Raw genomic sequence first — 16,811 nt, forward strand, 5'->3', positions numbered from 1 at the left:
AACCTGGATGCAGATTACCCCGCGAACACGGGGGAAACCAGCGGAAAACGGAACTGAACCCCGAGACCAAACCCAAACTATTGATCCGGAATAATAGCTGCCCTACAGATAAAAATTGGGTATGCTGGAACGGCTTGAATAAAAATCACTCCAGATCCGCAAGGCCCGATGTCTGCCCGCATAACCGGGCAAGAATCATTCTTTGCCAAGAGATAAATCGCCCATAACAGTTTGCCAAGAGAAGGCCATGATAAAGACGTTGTTTTCCCGCTTTGAACACTGGACGGATCCACTGCCGGATATAGATCCATCTCCGCCGCCCAAAGGGCTCTATGCTTTTTGCCGCCACTACACCAAAGGTTTCGAACGACCGCTGATATTGATGTCAATATTGACCGCGATTCTGGCCATGCTGGAAGTGTCGCTGTTTGGCTTTATGGGGCAGTTGGTTGACTGGCTGGTAGACAAGGATCCACAAACCCTGCTGCAGGATGAAGGACTCAAGTTACTCGGCATGACCTTGCTGGTACTCGTGCTCTTGCCTGTACTCATCTTGCTGCACGCCTTGATTGTCTACCAAAGTCTGCTGGGCAACTATCCGATGGCCATCCGCTGGCTGGCGCACAAATACCTGTTGAAACAGAGTGTTTCCTTCTATCAGGACGACTTTGCCGGCCGCATAGCCACCAAGGTGATGCAAACCTCTCTGGCGGTGCGGGAAACCGTGATGAAACTCCTGGACGTGCTGGTCTACATAATGGTGTATTTCACCTCCATGTTGGTGATGATAGCCAGTGCCGATATGCGCTTGATGCTGCCCATGTTGGCATGGCTTGCCATCTATATCGGCCTGCAGTGGTATTTCGTGCCCAAGCTGAAAGCCGTGTCTACCGAGCAGGCCGATGCCCGCTCAACCATGACGGGTCGAATCGTCGACAGCTACACCAATATTGCCACGGTCAAACTCTTCTCCCACACCCAGCAGGAAGCCGAATACGCTCAGTCGAGCATGAAAACCTTCCTGGATACCGTGCACCGGCAGATGCGTCTGGTCACCGGAATTAACGTCAGTGTGCAGCTGCTGAACTATTTCCTGGCCTTTAGCGTGGCAGCCTTATCCATCTGGCTCTGGAGCGACAGTGCCATCAGTGTCGGCGCCATAGCGATCGCCGTCAGCCTGGCTCTGCGGCTCAACGGCATGTCGCAATGGATAATGTGGGAAATCAGCTCACTGTTTGAAAATATAGGGACAGTGGCCGATGGTATGAGCACCCTGTCCAAACCCACCCGCATTCTGGATGCCGAAGACGCCAAAGCCATTTTGGTTGAGCAAGGACAAATCGATTTCGATAAGGTCAGCTTTCACTATGGAGAACAGAGCGGCGTGCTGGAAGGCTTGGATTTACAGATCAAGCCAGGTGAAAAAGTCGGTCTGGTGGGTCGCTCGGGTGCCGGTAAGTCCACCTTGGTCAATCTGCTGATGCGTTTTCATGATGTGGAAAAGGGAAAAATTCTGATAGATGGTCAGGATATACGTAAAGTCACCCAGGATTCGCTGCGCTCACAGATAGGCATGGTGACTCAGGATACCTCCTTGCTGCACAGGTCCATCAGAGAAAATATTCTTTATGGTCGTCCCGATGCCACTGAAGAGGAACTGGAGCAAGCCATCATCAAGGCCCAGGCCAGTGAGTTTATCGCCTCTTTGACAGATCCGTCGGGAAATACCGGGCTGGATGCCCAGGTGGGTGAACGGGGTGTCAAATTATCCGGCGGTCAAAGGCAGCGTATTGCCATCGCCAGAGTGCTATTGAAAGATGCGCCAATCCTGATCCTGGATGAAGCCACCTCGGCACTCGACTCGGAAGTGGAAGCGGCAATTCAGGAAAGCCTCTATCAACTGATGGAAGGAAAAACCGTTATCGCTATCGCTCACAGGCTATCAACCATAGCCGCTATGGATAGATTGATAGTGCTGGATCAGGGCAAAGTCGTCGAACAAGGCAGCCATCAGGAACTGATCCGCAGCAAAGGGATTTACGCCCAGCTGTGGGCCCACCAAACAGGCGGTTTTATTGGTGTAGACTAAAATATCTATATACCGCCCTGCTTTTCAGCATAGAACAACATTCTAGGAAGCCATCGCGGCTTCCTGTTTTTTAAGCCTTCCATGTAAAGAGACACTTACCTTGACTAACAGTGACTTGCTTACTCGAGTAGCGACTTTTTACTCAAGTAGTAACTCGGCGGGTATCCGGGCAAAACAATCTGGCGTATCGGTAGTGAAGCCTGAGCCTGATAAGAGCAGTTAATAAGATCTGCATTTTGGGGCCATGTCTCGATACATGGTTGGACAAATACTCTAACAATCAATCCATTCGGGGTTAGAGCGTGCTGTTTTGATAGGAAGCAAACGTTGAAGGACAGATAACAAAAAACCACCCTGAGGTGGTTAGTGTTTCTCTTGAAGGAGAATCTTTGGTGGAGCTAGACGGGATCGAACCGTCGACCTCTTGCATGCCATGCAAGCGCTCTCCCAGCTGAGCTATAGCCCCGAAATTCTGTCAAAAACAAAATCTCTTGGAAAATGTGGCATCCCCTAGGGGATTCGAACCCCTGTTACCGCCGTGAAAGGGCGGTGTCCTAGGCCTCTAGACGAAGGGGACCCCGGACTCACTGTTTAACCTCTGTGATAAGAGTATTTGGTGGAGCTAGACGGGATCGAACCGTCGACCTCTTGCATGCCATGCAAGCGCTCTCCCAGCTGAGCTATAGCCCCGAAATTCTGCCAAAAACAAAATCTCTTGGAAAATGTGGCATCCCCTAGGGGATTCGAACCCCTGTTACCGCCGTGAAAGGGCGGTGTCCTAGGCCTCTAGACGAAGGGGACCCCGGACTCACGTTTTAGACTCTGTGAAAGGAGTACAGGTTTTGCGAAACACTGCAAAATGTGGCATCCCCTAGGGGATTTGAACCACGGTTACCGCCGATTCTCTACCCAAGGAAAGTGGGCGGTGTCCTAGGTCTCTAGGCTAAGCCAACCCCGGGCTCACTGTTTAACCTCTGTGATAAGAGTACAGGTTTTGCTAAACGCTGCGAAAATTGGCATCCCCTAGGGGATTCGAACCCCTGTTACCGCCGTGAAAGGGCGGTGTCCTAGGCCTCTAGACGAAGGGGACCCCGGACTCACTGTTTAACCTCTGTGATAAGAGTATTTGGTGGAGCTAGACGGGATCGAACCGTCGACCTCTTGCATGCCATGCAAGCGCTCTCCCAGCTGAGCTATAGCCCCGAAATTCTGTCAAAACAAAATCTCTTGGAAAATGTGGCATCCCCTAGGGGATTCGAACCCCTGTTACCGCCGTGAAAGGGCGGTGTCCTAGGCCTCTAGACGAAGGGGACCCCGGACTCACGTTTTAGACTCTGTGAAAGGAGTACAGGTTTTACTAAACGCTGCAAAATGTGGCATCCCTTAGCGGATTCGAACCACGGTTACCGCCGACTCTCTACTCAAGGAAAGTGGGCGGTGTCCTAGGCCTCTAGGCTAAGCCAACCTCGGACTCACTGTTTAACCTCTGTGATAAGAGTACAGGTTTTGTTAAACACTGCGAAAATTGGCATCCCCTAGGGGATTCGAACCCCTGTTACCGCCGTGAAAGGGCGGTGTCCTAGGCCTCTAGACGAAGGGGACCCCGGACTCACTGTTCAACCTCTGTGATAAGAGTACAGGTTTTACTAAACACTGCGAAAATGGCATCCCCTAGGGGATTCGAACCCCTGTTACCGCCGTGAAAGGGCGGTGTCCTAGGCCTCTAGACGAAGGGGACCCCGGACTTAAGCATTTAAACTCGGCTTAAAAAGAGCTTATTGAGAGAAGTTGGTGGAGCTAGACGGGATCGAACCGTCGACCTCTTGCATGCCATGCAAGCGCTCTCCCAGCTGAGCTATAGCCCCAAGCTATCTCTCATTACATTTGAGTGTACTGCCAGCAACTTGCTGCCCTGTGTCTCAACTGCGAGGCGCATTCTATGCAGCACACCCAAATGTGTCAACGCCTTTTTTAGGAATTTATTCTGGCTGCTACAAATTCAACCGCTTTGGAGATTCTTTGCTCGCAACGAGCTTTCCCAATGAGAAATAAGGTTAAATCCAGAGCAGGAGATTGGCCCGCACCTGTCACGGCAACCCGCAAAGGCATGCCGACTTTACCCATTCCCACCTCCAGTTCGGCCGCAGTTGACTCAATGGCATTGTGAATCGCTTCCACGGTCCACTCAGGCAAAGCTGCCAACTTCTGCTGCACCAGTTGCAAGGGTTCCAATGCTACCCCACGCAAGTGCTTCTTGGCCTGTGCTTCATCAAACGCCTCGAAGTCTTCATAGAAGTAACGGCTGGAGGTAGCCATCTCTTTGAGTGTCTTGCTACGCTCTGCCAATGCAGTAACGATTTCAGCCAGTGCCGGGCCATTACTGGTATCTATCTGCTGATCACGCATGTGCCATTCGAGGAAACCAGCCACATATTCTGGATCCAGCGACTTCATATAGTGCTGGTTCAACCAAATCAGCTTTTCGGTATTGAATGCCGAAGCCGCCTTGTTGATATCGTCCAATTTGAAGAACTGCTTCATCTCCTCCAGAGAGAAGATCTCCTGATCGCCATGAGACCAGCCCAAACGCACCAGATAGTTCAGCAATGCTTCCGGCAGATAACCGTCATCACGATACTGCATTACGCTCACTGCGCCGTGACGCTTGGAAAGCTTGGCACCATCGTCACCCAGGATCATGGATACGTGGGCATACTCAGGGACAGGTGCACTCAGGGCCTTGAGAATGTTGATCTGTCTTGGGGTGTTATTGATATGGTCTTCACCGCGAACCACGCAAGTGATACCCATATCCCAGTCATCAACCACCACACAGAAGTTATAAGTAGGAGTACCGTCGCTGCGGGCAATGATTAGGTCATCCAGTTCTTCGTTGGCAATTTCAATCCGGCCGCGAACATGATCATCAAAAACCACGCTGCCTTCCTGTGGGTTTTTGAAACGCACTACATAAGGTTCATCTGTATCACGGGGAGCGGCATCACGGCAGCAGCCATCATACTTCTGGCGTTCACCCTTGGCGGCCTGCTCTTCACGCAGAGCTTCAATGCGCTCACGAGAGCAATAACACTTGTAAGCCGTGCCCTCTTTTAACATCTGAGCGATGATCTCGTTGTAACGATCGAAGCGTTTGGTCTGATAGTAAGGACCTTCGTCCCAATTCAGGCCCAACCATTCCATCCCTTCCAGAATGGCATCAACCGCCTCCTGAGTAGAACGCTCAAGATCCGTATCTTCGATACGCAGCACAAACTCGCCATTATTGGCACGAGCGTGCAACCAGGAGTATAGAGCCGTACGGGCACCGCCCACATGAAGAAAGCCGGTAGGGCTGGGAGCAAAACGCGTCTTGGTGGTCATAATTGAACACTAACCTTAAGAATAAACGCCTGCCAGGCAGGCAAATGAAAAGTGCGCATATTCTAGCAGCCTAACCCTACAGGGGAAAAGAGCTCTGGCCGACAGTCACAAGATAGATATTGCGGCCCTGGATTGCCCTGCCGAGCCATATCCTGAGTAAGACACACCCGGATAGCGCCCCAGGCTGTAATACCAGCGCTTCTTTCACGCTGGCTAAATTTTCAACTACGCTTCAGGAAAGCATCTTTTTTGTGGAACAGAGGCTATGACAGGAATCAGTCAATCGGCTTCCCTCGCCAGCATTGCGGCCTATTTGAAGCACACCAACGACTATGACGAGCAAACTGCGCAAAAAGAAGCCAGAGAAGTGATGCATAACCTGGTGACTATGCGTCAGAAAGGCTTTATTACCGGCTGGTACTTTGACGAGCAGGGGCACCTGGAGCTACTGCCCAGTGACGCCGTGCTCAAGCGCATAGATCCCCCCAAGTAAATCAAAGTCGCAATAGGCGGTTTTCCACCCATAATCGACAGCACTGTGAGCAAGATCTCACCCAAACAGCAAAAAGGCGTGACATCCATCAAATAAACTACACTTTAGCAACCAATGAGTTACAAAAAAGTAATCAAGTTGGCGCACTACTTGCCTTACCCAATACAGACCTTAGGGAAAGTCGGCTGTATTCCCGCTGGAGATACGCACTTTGGGGTACGTATTTTTCAATAACTCAAGAGCATATAAAAAGGACACATCATGAGTGCATTCAATCCATCCAAACTCTTTACCCAGCCACTGAAAACCCTTGCCAAAGTGACGGCTTTGGCCGGCGCATTGGCGAGCTTCTCGGTTCTGGCAGAACCGGTAGAGATTAAGTTTTCCCACGTTGTGGCAGAAAACACCCCCAAGGGCCAGATGGCACTGAAGTTCAAGGCCTTGGTCGAAGAACGCCTGCCGGGTGAATATCAGGTCAGTGTGTTCCCCAACTCACAACTCTTCGGAGACAACAATGAACTGGCCGCGCTGCTGCTCAACGATGTGCAGTTGGTTGCGCCATCACTTTCCAAGTTCGAGCGTTACACCAAAAAACTGCAGCTGTTCGATCTGCCGTTTTTGTTCAAAGACATGGCCGCTGTCGACAAGTTCCAGCAGAGTGAAGCCGGGCAAAAGCTGCTGAACTCCATGAAGCGAAAAGGCGTTGTTGGCCTCGGTTATCTGCACAATGGTATGAAGCAGTTCTCTGCCAATGAGCCGCTGCTGCTGCCCAAAGACGCCAGCGGCAAAAAATTCCGGGTTATGGCCTCTGACGTGCTGGCGGCTCAGTTTGCCGCCGTTGATGCAACTGCGGTTAAAAAGCCCTTCTCCGAGGTGTTCACCTTGTTGCAAACCCGCGCCATAGATGGTCAGGAAAACACCTGGTCCAATATCTACTCCAAAAAATTCTTCGAGGTGCAGAGCCATATCACCGAAAGTAACCATGGTGTACTCGACTACATGGTGGTGACCTCCAACACTTTCTGGAAGAGTCTGCCCGGCGATAAGCGGAAAATCATCAAGGAAGCGCTCGATGAGGCCATTGCCTACGGCAACAAGATTGCCGGTGACAAGAATGACCAGGACCGCCAGTTGATCATCGACTCCAAACGCTCCTTGGTGGTTGAGCTCACCCCTGAGCAACGCCAGGCCTGGGTTGATGCAATGAAGCCGGTATGGGCCAAATTTGAAGACCAAATCGGCAAAGACGTGATAGATGCCGCCGTGGCCGCCAACCAGTAAGTCAGTATGGGGGCTCCGGCCCCCGCAATTTCTGCGGAGAGCAATATGATTTCACGCGCCTTGGGCTACTTTGAGGAAGGCTTTCTCAACTTATTGATCACCCTGATGACGGTACTTGTCTTTGTCGAAGTCGTTGCCCGCTTCTTTTTCAATACAGGGTTTCTCTGGATGCAGGAGCTGACATTGACCCTCTGTGGTTGGTTTGTCCTCTTTGGCATGTCATACGGCGTTAAAGTCGGTGCCCATATAGGTGTCGATGCCTTCGTCAAAAAGCTTCCCAGGACAGGCCGCAAATACGCCGCCATGCTGGCTGCGGTCATCTGTTTGATCTATTGCGGCCTGTTTCTTAAAGGCAGCTGGGATTATCTCAGCCAGATGTATCAGATTGGGATACCCATGGAAGATATCGACTTCCCCCATGCCCTGGTTGCCAAACTGGACCCCGACTTTGCCTGGGAAACCTTGCGCATAGATGTGGAAGATCCGGCAGTACCGCTGTGGATCTCCCAAAGCATTCTGATTATCGGTTTTGCCATGTTGACCTGGCGTTTCATTGAACTGTTTTTTGCCATTCTGACCAACCGCTCACAAGGATTCAGCTTCCACGATGAAGCCAAGGAAAGCATGCACCTGGCAGACGAAAACGAAGCCGGCGAAGACAAAAACAACTCCAAGCATGAGTAGGTAATGCCATGACAATAGCTACCCTCTTTATCGTCTTATTTGTTTGTATGCTGCTCGGCATGCCCATTGCCATTGCACTGGGTTTCTCCAGCATGCTGACTATTTTACTGTTTTCCAACGATTCGCTGGCCTCTGTGGCCCTGAAACTCTATGAGTCCACTTCAGAGCACTACACTTTGCTGGCGATCCCTTTCTTTATTCTGTCCTCGGCCTTTCTCTCCACCGGCGGCGTCGCCAGGCGGATCATCGACTTCGCCATGGACAGTGTCGGCCATATCCGCGGCGGTTTGGCCATGGCCTCGGTCATGGCCTGTATGTTGTTTGCCGCCGTCTCCGGCTCTTCTCCGGCCACAGTGGCAGCTATCGGCTCCATAGTTATCGTCGGCATGATCCGCGCCGGATATCCGGAAAAATTTGCCGCCGGGGTTATTACCACCTCAGGTACCCTGGGAATACTGATCCCACCATCGATTGTGATGCTGGTTTATTCGGCAGCCACCGAAGTGTCCGCGGCGCGGATGTTTATGGCCGGGCTGATCCCTGGGTTACTGGCGGGGATGCTGATCATGCTGGCCATCTATATAGTGGCCCGTATCAAGGGACTACCTTCCCTGCCCTTCCCCGGCATTCGCAAGCTCTCTATCTCAACGGCCAAGGCGCTGGGTGGCCTGATGCTGATTGTCATAGTGCTGGGTTCCATTTACGGCGGGGTCGCCAGCCCCACGGAAGCCTCAGCGGTCGCCTGTATCTATGCCTATTTCATTGCCGTCTTCGGCTATCGCGATATCGGGCCACTGAAAAATGTCGCCTGGCGCAATCCTGGTGAGCCTATAGTTAAAGCCATAGGCCGCAATCTGGGATACAGCTTACTGGGGTTACTCAAGACACCGGCCGACAGAGAGATACGCGCCGTCGTCAGGGATGGCGCCAAAGTCAGCATTATGCTGCTGTTTATCATAGGCAACGCCATGCTGTTCGCCCATGTATTGACCACAGAGCGGATCCCTCACATGATTGCCGAAAACATAGTCGGCATGGGCCTGCCGGCCTGGGGCTTTCTCATCATAGTCAACCTGTTGTTGCTGGCCGCAGGTAACTTTATGGAGCCATCAGCCATTTTGCTTATTATGGCGCCCATCCTCTTCCCCATCGCCACCCAGTTGGGGATCGACCCCATTCACCTTGGGATCATCATGGTGGTCAATATGGAGATAGGAATGCTGACGCCGCCAGTGGGGCTTAATCTGTTTGTGACCTCGGGGATCACAGGCAAGAGCATAGGTTGGGTAATCCATGCCTGCCTGCCTTGGCTGCTGCTGTTACTGGGGTTCCTTATTCTGATCACCTATGTTCCTGAAGTATCTCTGTTCCTGCCTGAGTATCTGGATTCGCTGCGGGGCTTTTAATCCTTGAAATCATCAGGGCTATCGGCGAGTCTAAGACTCGCCGATTTCTTTACTCCGCAATGACGCCGGGACAATAAGATGCCGCTCAACAACAAGACCCGAAAGCGCCTGCTTATCACCACCATGCTGATGACGGGTCTGTTTATTACCCTCAAACTGACCTACTGGTACCATCTGGATAAGGGATTCACCCAATACCAGGCCCTGGCAGACAAACAGCTCAGCGAAGTCATAAGCTTTATTGAAGGCGCACTCATTCGCTATGAGAGTATTCCCCATGTGCTGTCCACCAACCCCATGCTGGCCCGGGTAATCAAGAGTAGCGCAGACAAGAGCGAAATCAGCAAAATCAACAAGTACTTTGAAGAGATACAGCATGTCACCGAAGCCTCTGATATCTATCTGCTCAATAGCCAAGGGGATGCTATTGCCGCCAGTAACTGGCAGCAAGCCTATTCGTTTATCGGTCAGAATTATGCCTTTCGTCCCTACTACACAGAAGCCATAGCCGGCAGGCTGGGCAGCTATTACGCCGTCGGCACCTCGTCCAACACCAGGGGGTTTTATTTCTCCTACCCGATTTACGATCAGGGTAAAGTACTCGGTGTCATAGTGGTCAAGGTCGATATTGCCGATATTGAAGAGCAGATGACGGGGCTAGCCAAGGCGGGCCAGTATGAACTGGCCATCAGCGGTGAGGATGAAGTCATCTTTCTGGCCAGTATTGCCAATTGGCGTCTGAGGTCACTGCAACCCCTAGCTGCGGAAAGGTTGCAACAGATAACCCTTAGCCGCCGTTATGCCGACCGTAAGCTGCAGGAACTCAGGATAGATCCGCCCTACCGGCAGGAAACACCCGCACACAGGGCACTATATCGGATAGAAAACGATCAGGGCCGGGCCCAATATCTGGATACCCGCAATGAAATGACCAAGGTAGGCTGGTATGTGCATGTGCTGACACCTGTGGCACCTTTGTATCGTTCACTGCCCCCTGTGATGTTGCTGTCCGCCAGTATCTTTCTGTTGCTGGCATTGGGGCTGCTGTTCAGTCTCGAGCGGCGCCGTAACCTAAGACGCATGCGCCAGGCCCAGAGCCAGCTGGAACATAGGGTCAAAGAACGTACCCGGGAGCTGGAAGATGCCAACACCCAACTGAAACAAACCCAGGATGAACTGATCCAGGCCGCCAAGCTGACTGTCATCGGCAGTCTGTCTGCCAGCATCAACCATGAAATCAATCAACCATTGGCGGCGCTGCGCAGTTATGCCCAAAACACTCAAACCTTTCTTGGTCGGGGCATGCATGACAAGGCACAGGAAAACCTGGTCACCATCATCAGCCTGACCGACCGCTTGGCGGAAATAGTTGCCCAGTTCAAGAGCTTCACCCGCAAGAGCCAGGGCCAGGACAAGCCCACCAGTATCAATGAAACCGTGCAGGAGGCGCTGACCATAGTGCATCCGGAAATCGACAAACAGGGGGTCCGGCTCGAACTGCAGCTCCCGGGTAAGCCCTGGTGCTTCTACGGCGATAAAATACGCCTGCAACAGGTACTGGTGAACCTTATCAGCAACGCCATAGTGGCCATGCAACGAGTCGATGAGCGTTTGTTGACCATCAGCATCAGCGTAGAAGAGATGCTGTGTATCCGTATTCAGGATTCCGGCCCAGGCGTCAACGAAAGCCAGATGGAGAAAATTTTCGAACCCTATTTTACCACCAGCCAACGACAGGGATTGGGTCTGGGACTCTCCATCTCCCGCCGAATTGTCGAGTCCATGCAGGGCTCCATCAGCGTCGCCAACGCCGCCGAAGGTGGCGCTGTATTTCAGATCCTGTTGCCTCTGTACCGCGGCGAGGAAACCCAATGAGCGAACAAGAATACACAGTCCTGATCCTGGACGACGAACCCCATATAGGCACAGTGCTGAGCCAATTATTTGAACTCGAAGGCATCAGTGCCAAGGCATCGACCCAACCGAAAGAGATCTTGCGCCACCTCAGCCGCAACTGGATGGGAGTGGTCATTACCGATGTCAACATGCCCGGCATGGACGGCATCAGTGTCATGCAGCAAATCAAACAGCTGGATGCCGATCTGCCGGTGATACTGATCACCGGCTTTGGCGATATCGCCATGGCGGTCAGCGCCGTTAAACAGGGCGCCTATGACTTTCTGGAAAAACCCTTCAACAACGAGCATATTCTGGATGTCGTCAAGCGGGCACTGGACAAGCGCAGCCTGACGCTGGAGAACCGTAAGCTCAAGCAGGAGCTGGAATCCCAGAGCCTGCCAGGCCCAAGGATCCTCGGCAACAGTCCGGGTATCCGTCAGATGCGCCATCTCATCCACCAGGTGCTGGATACCCCGGCCGATATCCTGATCGAGGGTGAAACCGGCACTGGCAAAGAGTTGGTTGCCCGTTACCTGCACGATCACAGCCCCAGACACGGCGCCAACTTTGTCGCCATCAACTGTGGTGCTATCCCGGAAAACATCATAGAGAGTGAGCTGTTCGGTGCAGAAGCAGGAGCCTTTACCGGCGCCGACAAGACCCGGATTGGCAAATTTGAGTACGCCAACGGCGGTACCCTGTTCCTCGATGAAATTGAAAGCACACCTATGGCATTGCAGGTCAAGCTGCTGCGTGTACTGGAAGACAGGAGAGTCGAGCGTCTGGGCTCCAATAAATCCATAGCGCTGGACATCAGGGTGATTGCCGCGACCAAGGTCGACCTCAAAGAACTCTGCCGCCAGGGCAGCTTTCGCGAAGATCTCTTCTATCGTCTCAATCTGGTGACTGTGGCCATTCCGCCGCTGAGGGAGCGACGGGAAGATATTCCCTTGCTGTTTCTGCACTTTGCCCGTATTGCTTCGGCCCGCTACCACAAGGCGCTGATTGCCCTTGGCGGTGAGCAGCAGGCCCGTCTCAGTACCCATGAATGGCCCGGCAATGTGCGCGAATTGAGAAATCTGGCGGAACGTTATGTTCTGCTTGGCGCCGAGGCAGCCTTTGCCGGCGCCATAGGCAGCAGTGACAGCCTGCAAAGCGGCATGTCACTGACTCAAAGGGTGGAGTTTTTCGAAAGACTGCTGATTGAAGAAGCCCTGGCGCACAACAAGGGCTCCATCAAGCTGACCATGGAACAGTTGGAGCTACCGCGCAAGACCCTCTACGACAAGATGCGCAAATATGGTCTTGAGCGTAAAGATTACCTCAACGATGCCCCCTGAGGCGTATCCATCTCCTGGCTGAGCGGCTGTTTTTGCCGCCAGCCAAGGCGCCAAACCGCCAGCGATGTCAAAAACAGCAAAACCATGGATCCCATCACCACGCCCTGCCACTCTCCCCGCTGCCAGAACAGCATCAAAAAAGGGCCTCCCATTGCGGCGCCAAGGTAATAGCAGCACAGATACAATGAAGTGGCCTTAGCCCTGTGGCTGCTGGCGCGCATGGCCACAAAGGAGTTACAGCAACTGTGGGTAATAAAGAAACCGCAGGAGGTAAGCAAAAAGCCTACGCAAATCCACACCTGGGTATCCAGCAGAGTCAGCAGACTGCCGCACAACATCAGCAGCAAGGAAATTCTGAACAGAGGTAACTGTCCATGGCGGGCAATCCACCTGGCGGTGTAATACGATGCCAGTGTGCCGCTTGAGTAGCAGAGGAAAATCAGTGTCGCCTCAAACCGGCTCCAATCATAAGGCGGTGCCATCAAGTGCAACTGAATAAAGCTGTACTGGTTGACCATCATCATAAATGCCAGCCCACCAATAAGGTAAGCCAGTCGCATCTGACTATCCTTGAGGTGATGTACAAAGCCCCGTAGGTCTTCACTGCCACCACGCCAGAAACGCCACTGTTTCGGCAGCCGTTCTCGCTTGGCGGCGCTGACGGCATTGGGCAGTAAATAGCTGACCAGTGCCACCCCAAACAGACTCACCGCCAGCAGCAGCCACATGGCATCCTGCCATAATAGATGTTGCGACATCAGCCCGCCAAACAGCCGACCGATAATGCCACCGAAACTGTTGGCGGTAATGTAAACCGCCGCGGCCTTGAGCATGGTCTCAGGTCTGAGTTGCTCCTTGAAATAAGCCATGGCGATGGCCGGTACAGCCGCCAGCAATATCCCCTGAAGCAACCTCACCGCCACCAGTGCATTGAAATCTTTAACAAATACCAACAAGATATTGGACAGCGCCAGGGCCCAGAGGCTGATAACTATCGGCTTGTGACGGCCAATCCTGTCCGAGACTATGGCATAGCCAAGCAAGGAAAACGCCAGCGTAAAGCTGGTGACAGACAGTACCAGAGTCGACTTGGCCGCCGTTACCTGAAAATGCTCGGCAATCAAGGGCAGCATCCCCTGCATCAAATACAGATTGATATAAACCACCACTGATGCCACGCACAGTGCCCAAATCAAACGGGTATCACGCGCATGCCGGCCAACGGCTTCGACCTTAGTCACTCCGACCTCTTAAATTAGCAAAGAATTCACTACAACAAGGTTAGCACCGGGCAATACATAACAATAATAGATAAATAATATCGATTTCATCAATTTTTGTTATGCTTGGAAAACTTCCTCAAGATTATCCGCAAGAGTAAGGCGAGACGTGGACATCAGACAACTAAAACACCTGGATAACCTGGTTAAGTACGGCAGTTTTACCCGAGCTGCAGAGAAGCTGAATTTGGCCCAACCCGCCCTCAGTCAGAGTATCAAGCGGCTGGAGCAATCTCTCGGCGTCACTCTGGTCGACCGTAGTGGCAGCCGCCAGGAAAGCGGCATTCGCCTCACTGCCGAAGGGCTGGCGCTGCATCAACATGCGGTATTGATCCTCAAACAGCTGAGTCAGGCAGAGGCCCATATCCGGGCCATGGCCGAGCTGGCCAAGGGCGAAGTGCGAATTGCCGTGCCCGGTATGTTGGGCTCTTTCTACCTGCCGTCACGGGTGATGGCCTTTCGCCATCAGTATCCGGATTTGAAGCTGTCGCTGTTTGAGGGAGGCACCCGCGATGCCCTGAGGATGCTGGAGCAGGAAGAGGTGGATATAGCGATTATCACGGCCCAGGACCTCAAGCCCGAGTTCGAGTCCTGTCTGTTAATTAGAGAGCAGATGGTAGTAGCTTCAAGCCCTGAACACCCCCTGGCCACAAACGAGGCCGTAACGCTGGAGCAGTTTTTCGCCCATGAGTTAGTGATGTTCAAACCCGGTTATTTTCATCGTGAATGGATGCTGAGCCGAGCCAGAGAGCTGCAACTCGAGCCTAGGATCGCCTTTGAAACCAACCTGATAAACCTGATAAAACAGATTGTAAGTCAAGGGTTTGCCGTCACCAGTGTGTTGGAAATGGTGGTCAATGAAAGAGATGACATCATAGCCCTGCCCTTCGCACCTCCTGTACATCTCGACCTGCATATTGCCTGGAAGAAACAGCGCCCGGTAAGCCAGGCCGACCGGGCCTTTGTGGAGTTTTTGCTGGCCAATAAGTAAAAGGCCCTGTGGAACCCGCAACGTAGATCAGATAAGGATCGGTTGACCGATCCTCCTGATGAGAGACAATCGGAAACCTGTTTGTAGGTTTCCGATTTTTTATGTCTATTCAAAACTGCTTTGCCGACTTTCTTGAAGAGAGTCCTGTTGATGTCGCTCAGCTAACCACCTTCTCCGAGCATATTCCTGACGAGTGGATTGCTAAAGCGGTAACACTTTCCGATAAAGCGACGATTCGTCGACGTCGCTTACCGAGTGATATGGTTCTTTGGCTTATTGTTGGAATGGCGTTTTTCCGCAACGAACCGATTGCCGAAGTCGCACGGCGAATGAATGTCTGTGCCGAGGGGTTGGTTAATGAGGAGCTGTTAGCAAAAAGTGCTTTAACGCAAGCAAGGCAACGCCTTGGCAAAGCAGCCCCAGAATGGTTGTTTAGGCAATGCAGCCACAGGTGGGGGGTAGAGCGTTACCCTGAGGATACTTGGCAAGGTTTGCAGGTCTTTGCTGTGGATGGCGCGCTTTTTCGAACCGCTGACACACCGGAACTAAGAGACCATTTTGGGTCAGGTAATACATCCAGCGACAGACAGACGCCTCACCCAGTATTAAGGGTGGTGACCATGATGAATGTTCGCTCTCATGTCATTGTCGATGCCGCTATAAGCCCTTATCGTCGAGGCGAAATTCCTCTTGCTATGCCCTTTATTGACTCCTTACCGGATAATTCCGTGACCTTATTGGATAAGGGTTTTTATGGAGCAGGCTTACTTCTTTCTCTCCAAAATAGTGGTGCTAACAGACATTGGTTGTTACCGGCGAAGAAAGGGGTGAAATACACCCTTCTGGACGATGAAGAGAGTGACGACATGCGAGTCGAAATGAAAGCCTCTCCACAAGCACGCAAGAAAAATCCTAACCTACCTGAAACATGGCAAGTGAGAGCCGTGACTTATCAGGTACAAGGTAAGCCAAAAACCGTATTTACGTCTCTTCCCAGAGAGCAGTACGATGCGGGAGCAGTCGCGGCGCTTTACCGCGAGCGATGGGAAATTGAATTAGGCTATCGAGACATAAAAAGTTCGATGCAACACAATGCGTTAGTGCTGAGGAGCAAGACAGTCGAACTTGTCTATCAAGAGTTATGGGGGCTGCTGCTTGGTTATAACTTGGTGAGACGAGAAGCGAGCCAAGCGGCAGTAGAGCATGGTCGAATGCCCAATGAAATCAGCTTTAAGTACGCTTGTCAGTTCATCGCAAGTCAGCTCAAAGTCATGAGCAAAGCGGTGTCACCAGGTAATACGCCGAAGCGTCTAAACAGTCTGCGAGGAGACTTGTCCATCCTGTTTATAGACAAACGCCCTAAGCCAAATCGGCCTAGGGCGGTAAAAATATCAAAGACCCGATATCCTGTTAATCACAAGGCAGCTCCGCTTAAGTGAACTACGTTGCGGTGGGATCCGGGCCTTTTTGCGTCTGAGTGGATCATCTCAGTGGATCACATAGGCTCGTGTTTAAGCACCGCCCTATCCAGCTTGACTCTCATCACTTGCGGATCCCGCTTCAGCTTTTCAAGCACAGCCAGGAGATCGCTGCCTTCACTGGCGGCCAACACCATCAGCTGAGTGTCATTTTGCCAATCCAACCTCAGGCCTGAATCGGCAGCAAAGGCCGCGGCATCAACACCAGGCTTGAGTTTGACCACCAGCTTTCCGGTCACTGTCGCAAATGGCTCGCCGGCCTCAGTCACCAGTTGCTCTCCCTGGCTCAGCCTGCTGGCTTTCTGCACACCTTTGTCTGTCTTGACATAAAAGGTATCCTTCAGTCCGAGGAAGTCGGCTCTATCGCCCTGTTGCTGATACTGCTTGCCGTTATCTTCAAAAGGATTTTTATCATGCGCCATTGCAGGAGCCGCCAAAAGTGTCAGCCCCATGGCCATCATTGCTGTTGAAATCTTCATCTGTTACTCC

At 52.2% G+C, this 16,811-nt stretch carries 12 protein-coding genes and 10 tRNA genes; 9 read left to right on the plus strand and 13 right to left on the minus strand.

Annotated elements, in window-relative coordinates; all coding sequences use genetic code 11:
- Positions 1–259: 259 nt before the first annotated feature.
- Positions 260–2,089 carry an ABC transporter ATP-binding protein gene (locus ACWAU4_RS14505; protein WP_044735871.1) on the plus strand — a complete coding sequence of 610 codons (1,830 nt, stop codon included), beginning with the start codon at positions 260–262 and terminating at the stop codon, positions 2,087–2,089.
- Positions 2,090–2,479: 390 nt separating this feature from the next.
- On the opposite strand, the gene ACWAU4_RS14510 is transcribed toward ACWAU4_RS14505, so the two are convergent.
- The 11 genes from ACWAU4_RS14510 to gltX all read right to left on the minus strand — a co-directional run bounded on the left by ACWAU4_RS14510 (position 2,480) and on the right by gltX (position 5,470).
- Positions 2,480–2,555: transfer RNA gene (locus ACWAU4_RS14510), tRNA-Ala, on the minus strand.
- Positions 2,556–2,590: 35 nt separating this feature from the next.
- Positions 2,591–2,666 (minus strand) — tRNA-Glu (locus tag ACWAU4_RS14515).
- A gap of 37 nt (positions 2,667–2,703) precedes the next feature.
- Positions 2,704–2,779: transfer RNA gene (locus ACWAU4_RS14520), tRNA-Ala, on the minus strand.
- Between the two features lie 35 nt (positions 2,780–2,814).
- Positions 2,815–2,890 (minus strand) — tRNA-Glu (locus ACWAU4_RS14525).
- A gap of 213 nt (positions 2,891–3,103) precedes the next feature.
- Positions 3,104–3,179 (minus strand) — tRNA-Glu (locus tag ACWAU4_RS14530).
- A gap of 37 nt (positions 3,180–3,216) precedes the next feature.
- Positions 3,217–3,292 (minus strand) — tRNA-Ala (locus ACWAU4_RS14535).
- Positions 3,293–3,326: 34 nt separating this feature from the next.
- Positions 3,327–3,402 (minus strand) — tRNA-Glu (locus ACWAU4_RS14540).
- A 213-nt stretch (positions 3,403–3,615) separates the two neighbouring features.
- Positions 3,616–3,691 (minus strand) — tRNA-Glu (locus ACWAU4_RS14545).
- Positions 3,692–3,751: 60 nt separating this feature from the next.
- Positions 3,752–3,827, minus strand: a tRNA-Glu gene (locus tag ACWAU4_RS14550).
- A 51-nt stretch (positions 3,828–3,878) separates the two neighbouring features.
- Positions 3,879–3,954, minus strand: a tRNA-Ala gene (locus ACWAU4_RS14555).
- 106 nt (positions 3,955–4,060) lie between these two features.
- Positions 4,061–5,470 (minus strand): glutamate--tRNA ligase, encoded by a 1,410-nt coding sequence (gene gltX, locus ACWAU4_RS14560; protein WP_208124899.1) that lies wholly within the window; start codon positions 5,468–5,470, stop codon positions 4,061–4,063.
- A 265-nt stretch (positions 5,471–5,735) separates the two neighbouring features.
- On the opposite strand from gltX, the gene ACWAU4_RS14565 reads away from it, so the two are divergent.
- The 6 genes from ACWAU4_RS14565 to ACWAU4_RS14590 all read left to right on the plus strand — a co-directional run bounded on the left by ACWAU4_RS14565 (position 5,736) and on the right by ACWAU4_RS14590 (position 12,573).
- Positions 5,736–5,963, plus strand: coding sequence for a hypothetical protein (locus ACWAU4_RS14565; protein ID WP_025890110.1), 228 nt, complete (start codon positions 5,736–5,738; stop codon positions 5,961–5,963).
- Positions 5,964–6,224: 261 nt separating this feature from the next.
- Positions 6,225–7,244, plus strand: a complete 1,020-nt coding sequence (locus ACWAU4_RS14570) for a TRAP transporter substrate-binding protein (protein WP_028781275.1) — start codon at positions 6,225–6,227, stop codon at positions 7,242–7,244.
- A gap of 45 nt (positions 7,245–7,289) precedes the next feature.
- Positions 7,290–7,928 carry a TRAP transporter small permease gene (locus ACWAU4_RS14575; protein WP_025012078.1) on the plus strand — a complete coding sequence of 213 codons (639 nt, stop codon included), beginning with the start codon at positions 7,290–7,292 and terminating at the stop codon, positions 7,926–7,928.
- An 8-nt stretch (positions 7,929–7,936) separates the two neighbouring features.
- Positions 7,937–9,334 carry a TRAP transporter large permease gene (locus ACWAU4_RS14580; RefSeq protein WP_025890112.1) on the plus strand — a complete coding sequence of 466 codons (1,398 nt, stop codon included), beginning with the start codon at positions 7,937–7,939 and terminating at the stop codon, positions 9,332–9,334.
- Positions 9,335–9,412: 78 nt separating this feature from the next.
- A complete protein-coding gene (locus tag ACWAU4_RS14585; protein WP_208124900.1) occupies positions 9,413–11,209 on the plus strand; it encodes a sensor histidine kinase in 1,797 nt (598 codons plus the stop codon).
- Positions 11,206–12,573: a sigma-54-dependent transcriptional regulator gene (locus tag ACWAU4_RS14590; protein ID WP_096142300.1), complete on the plus strand. Its 1,368-nt coding sequence runs from the start codon at positions 11,206–11,208 to the stop codon at positions 12,571–12,573. Before ACWAU4_RS14585 ends, ACWAU4_RS14590 begins: the two co-directional genes overlap by 4 nt.
- Here ACWAU4_RS14590 and ACWAU4_RS14595 read toward each other — a convergent pair.
- Positions 12,552–13,814, minus strand: a complete 1,263-nt coding sequence (locus ACWAU4_RS14595; protein WP_045282643.1) for an MFS transporter — start codon at positions 13,812–13,814, stop codon at positions 12,552–12,554. The genes ACWAU4_RS14590 and ACWAU4_RS14595 overlap by 22 nt on opposite strands.
- Positions 13,815–13,962: 148 nt before the next feature.
- Between ACWAU4_RS14595 and ACWAU4_RS14600 the strand changes: the two genes are divergently transcribed.
- Both ACWAU4_RS14600 and ACWAU4_RS14605 read left to right on the plus strand, forming a co-directional pair.
- Positions 13,963–14,844, plus strand: coding sequence for a LysR family transcriptional regulator (locus tag ACWAU4_RS14600; RefSeq protein WP_028781271.1), 882 nt, complete (start codon positions 13,963–13,965; stop codon positions 14,842–14,844).
- A gap of 101 nt (positions 14,845–14,945) precedes the next feature.
- Positions 14,946–16,283: an IS4 family transposase gene (locus tag ACWAU4_RS14605; RefSeq protein ID WP_208124901.1), complete on the plus strand. Its 1,338-nt coding sequence runs from the start codon at positions 14,946–14,948 to the stop codon at positions 16,281–16,283.
- A gap of 56 nt (positions 16,284–16,339) precedes the next feature.
- Here the strand turns inward: ACWAU4_RS14605 and ACWAU4_RS14610 are convergent, their stop codons facing one another.
- Complete coding sequence (locus ACWAU4_RS14610; protein WP_025010899.1) at positions 16,340–16,801, minus strand: hypothetical protein; 462 nt, start codon at positions 16,799–16,801, stop codon at positions 16,340–16,342.
- Between the last annotated feature and the right edge of the window lie 10 nt (positions 16,802–16,811).

This window comes from Shewanella sp. FeAMO (genome assembly GCF_053653955.1).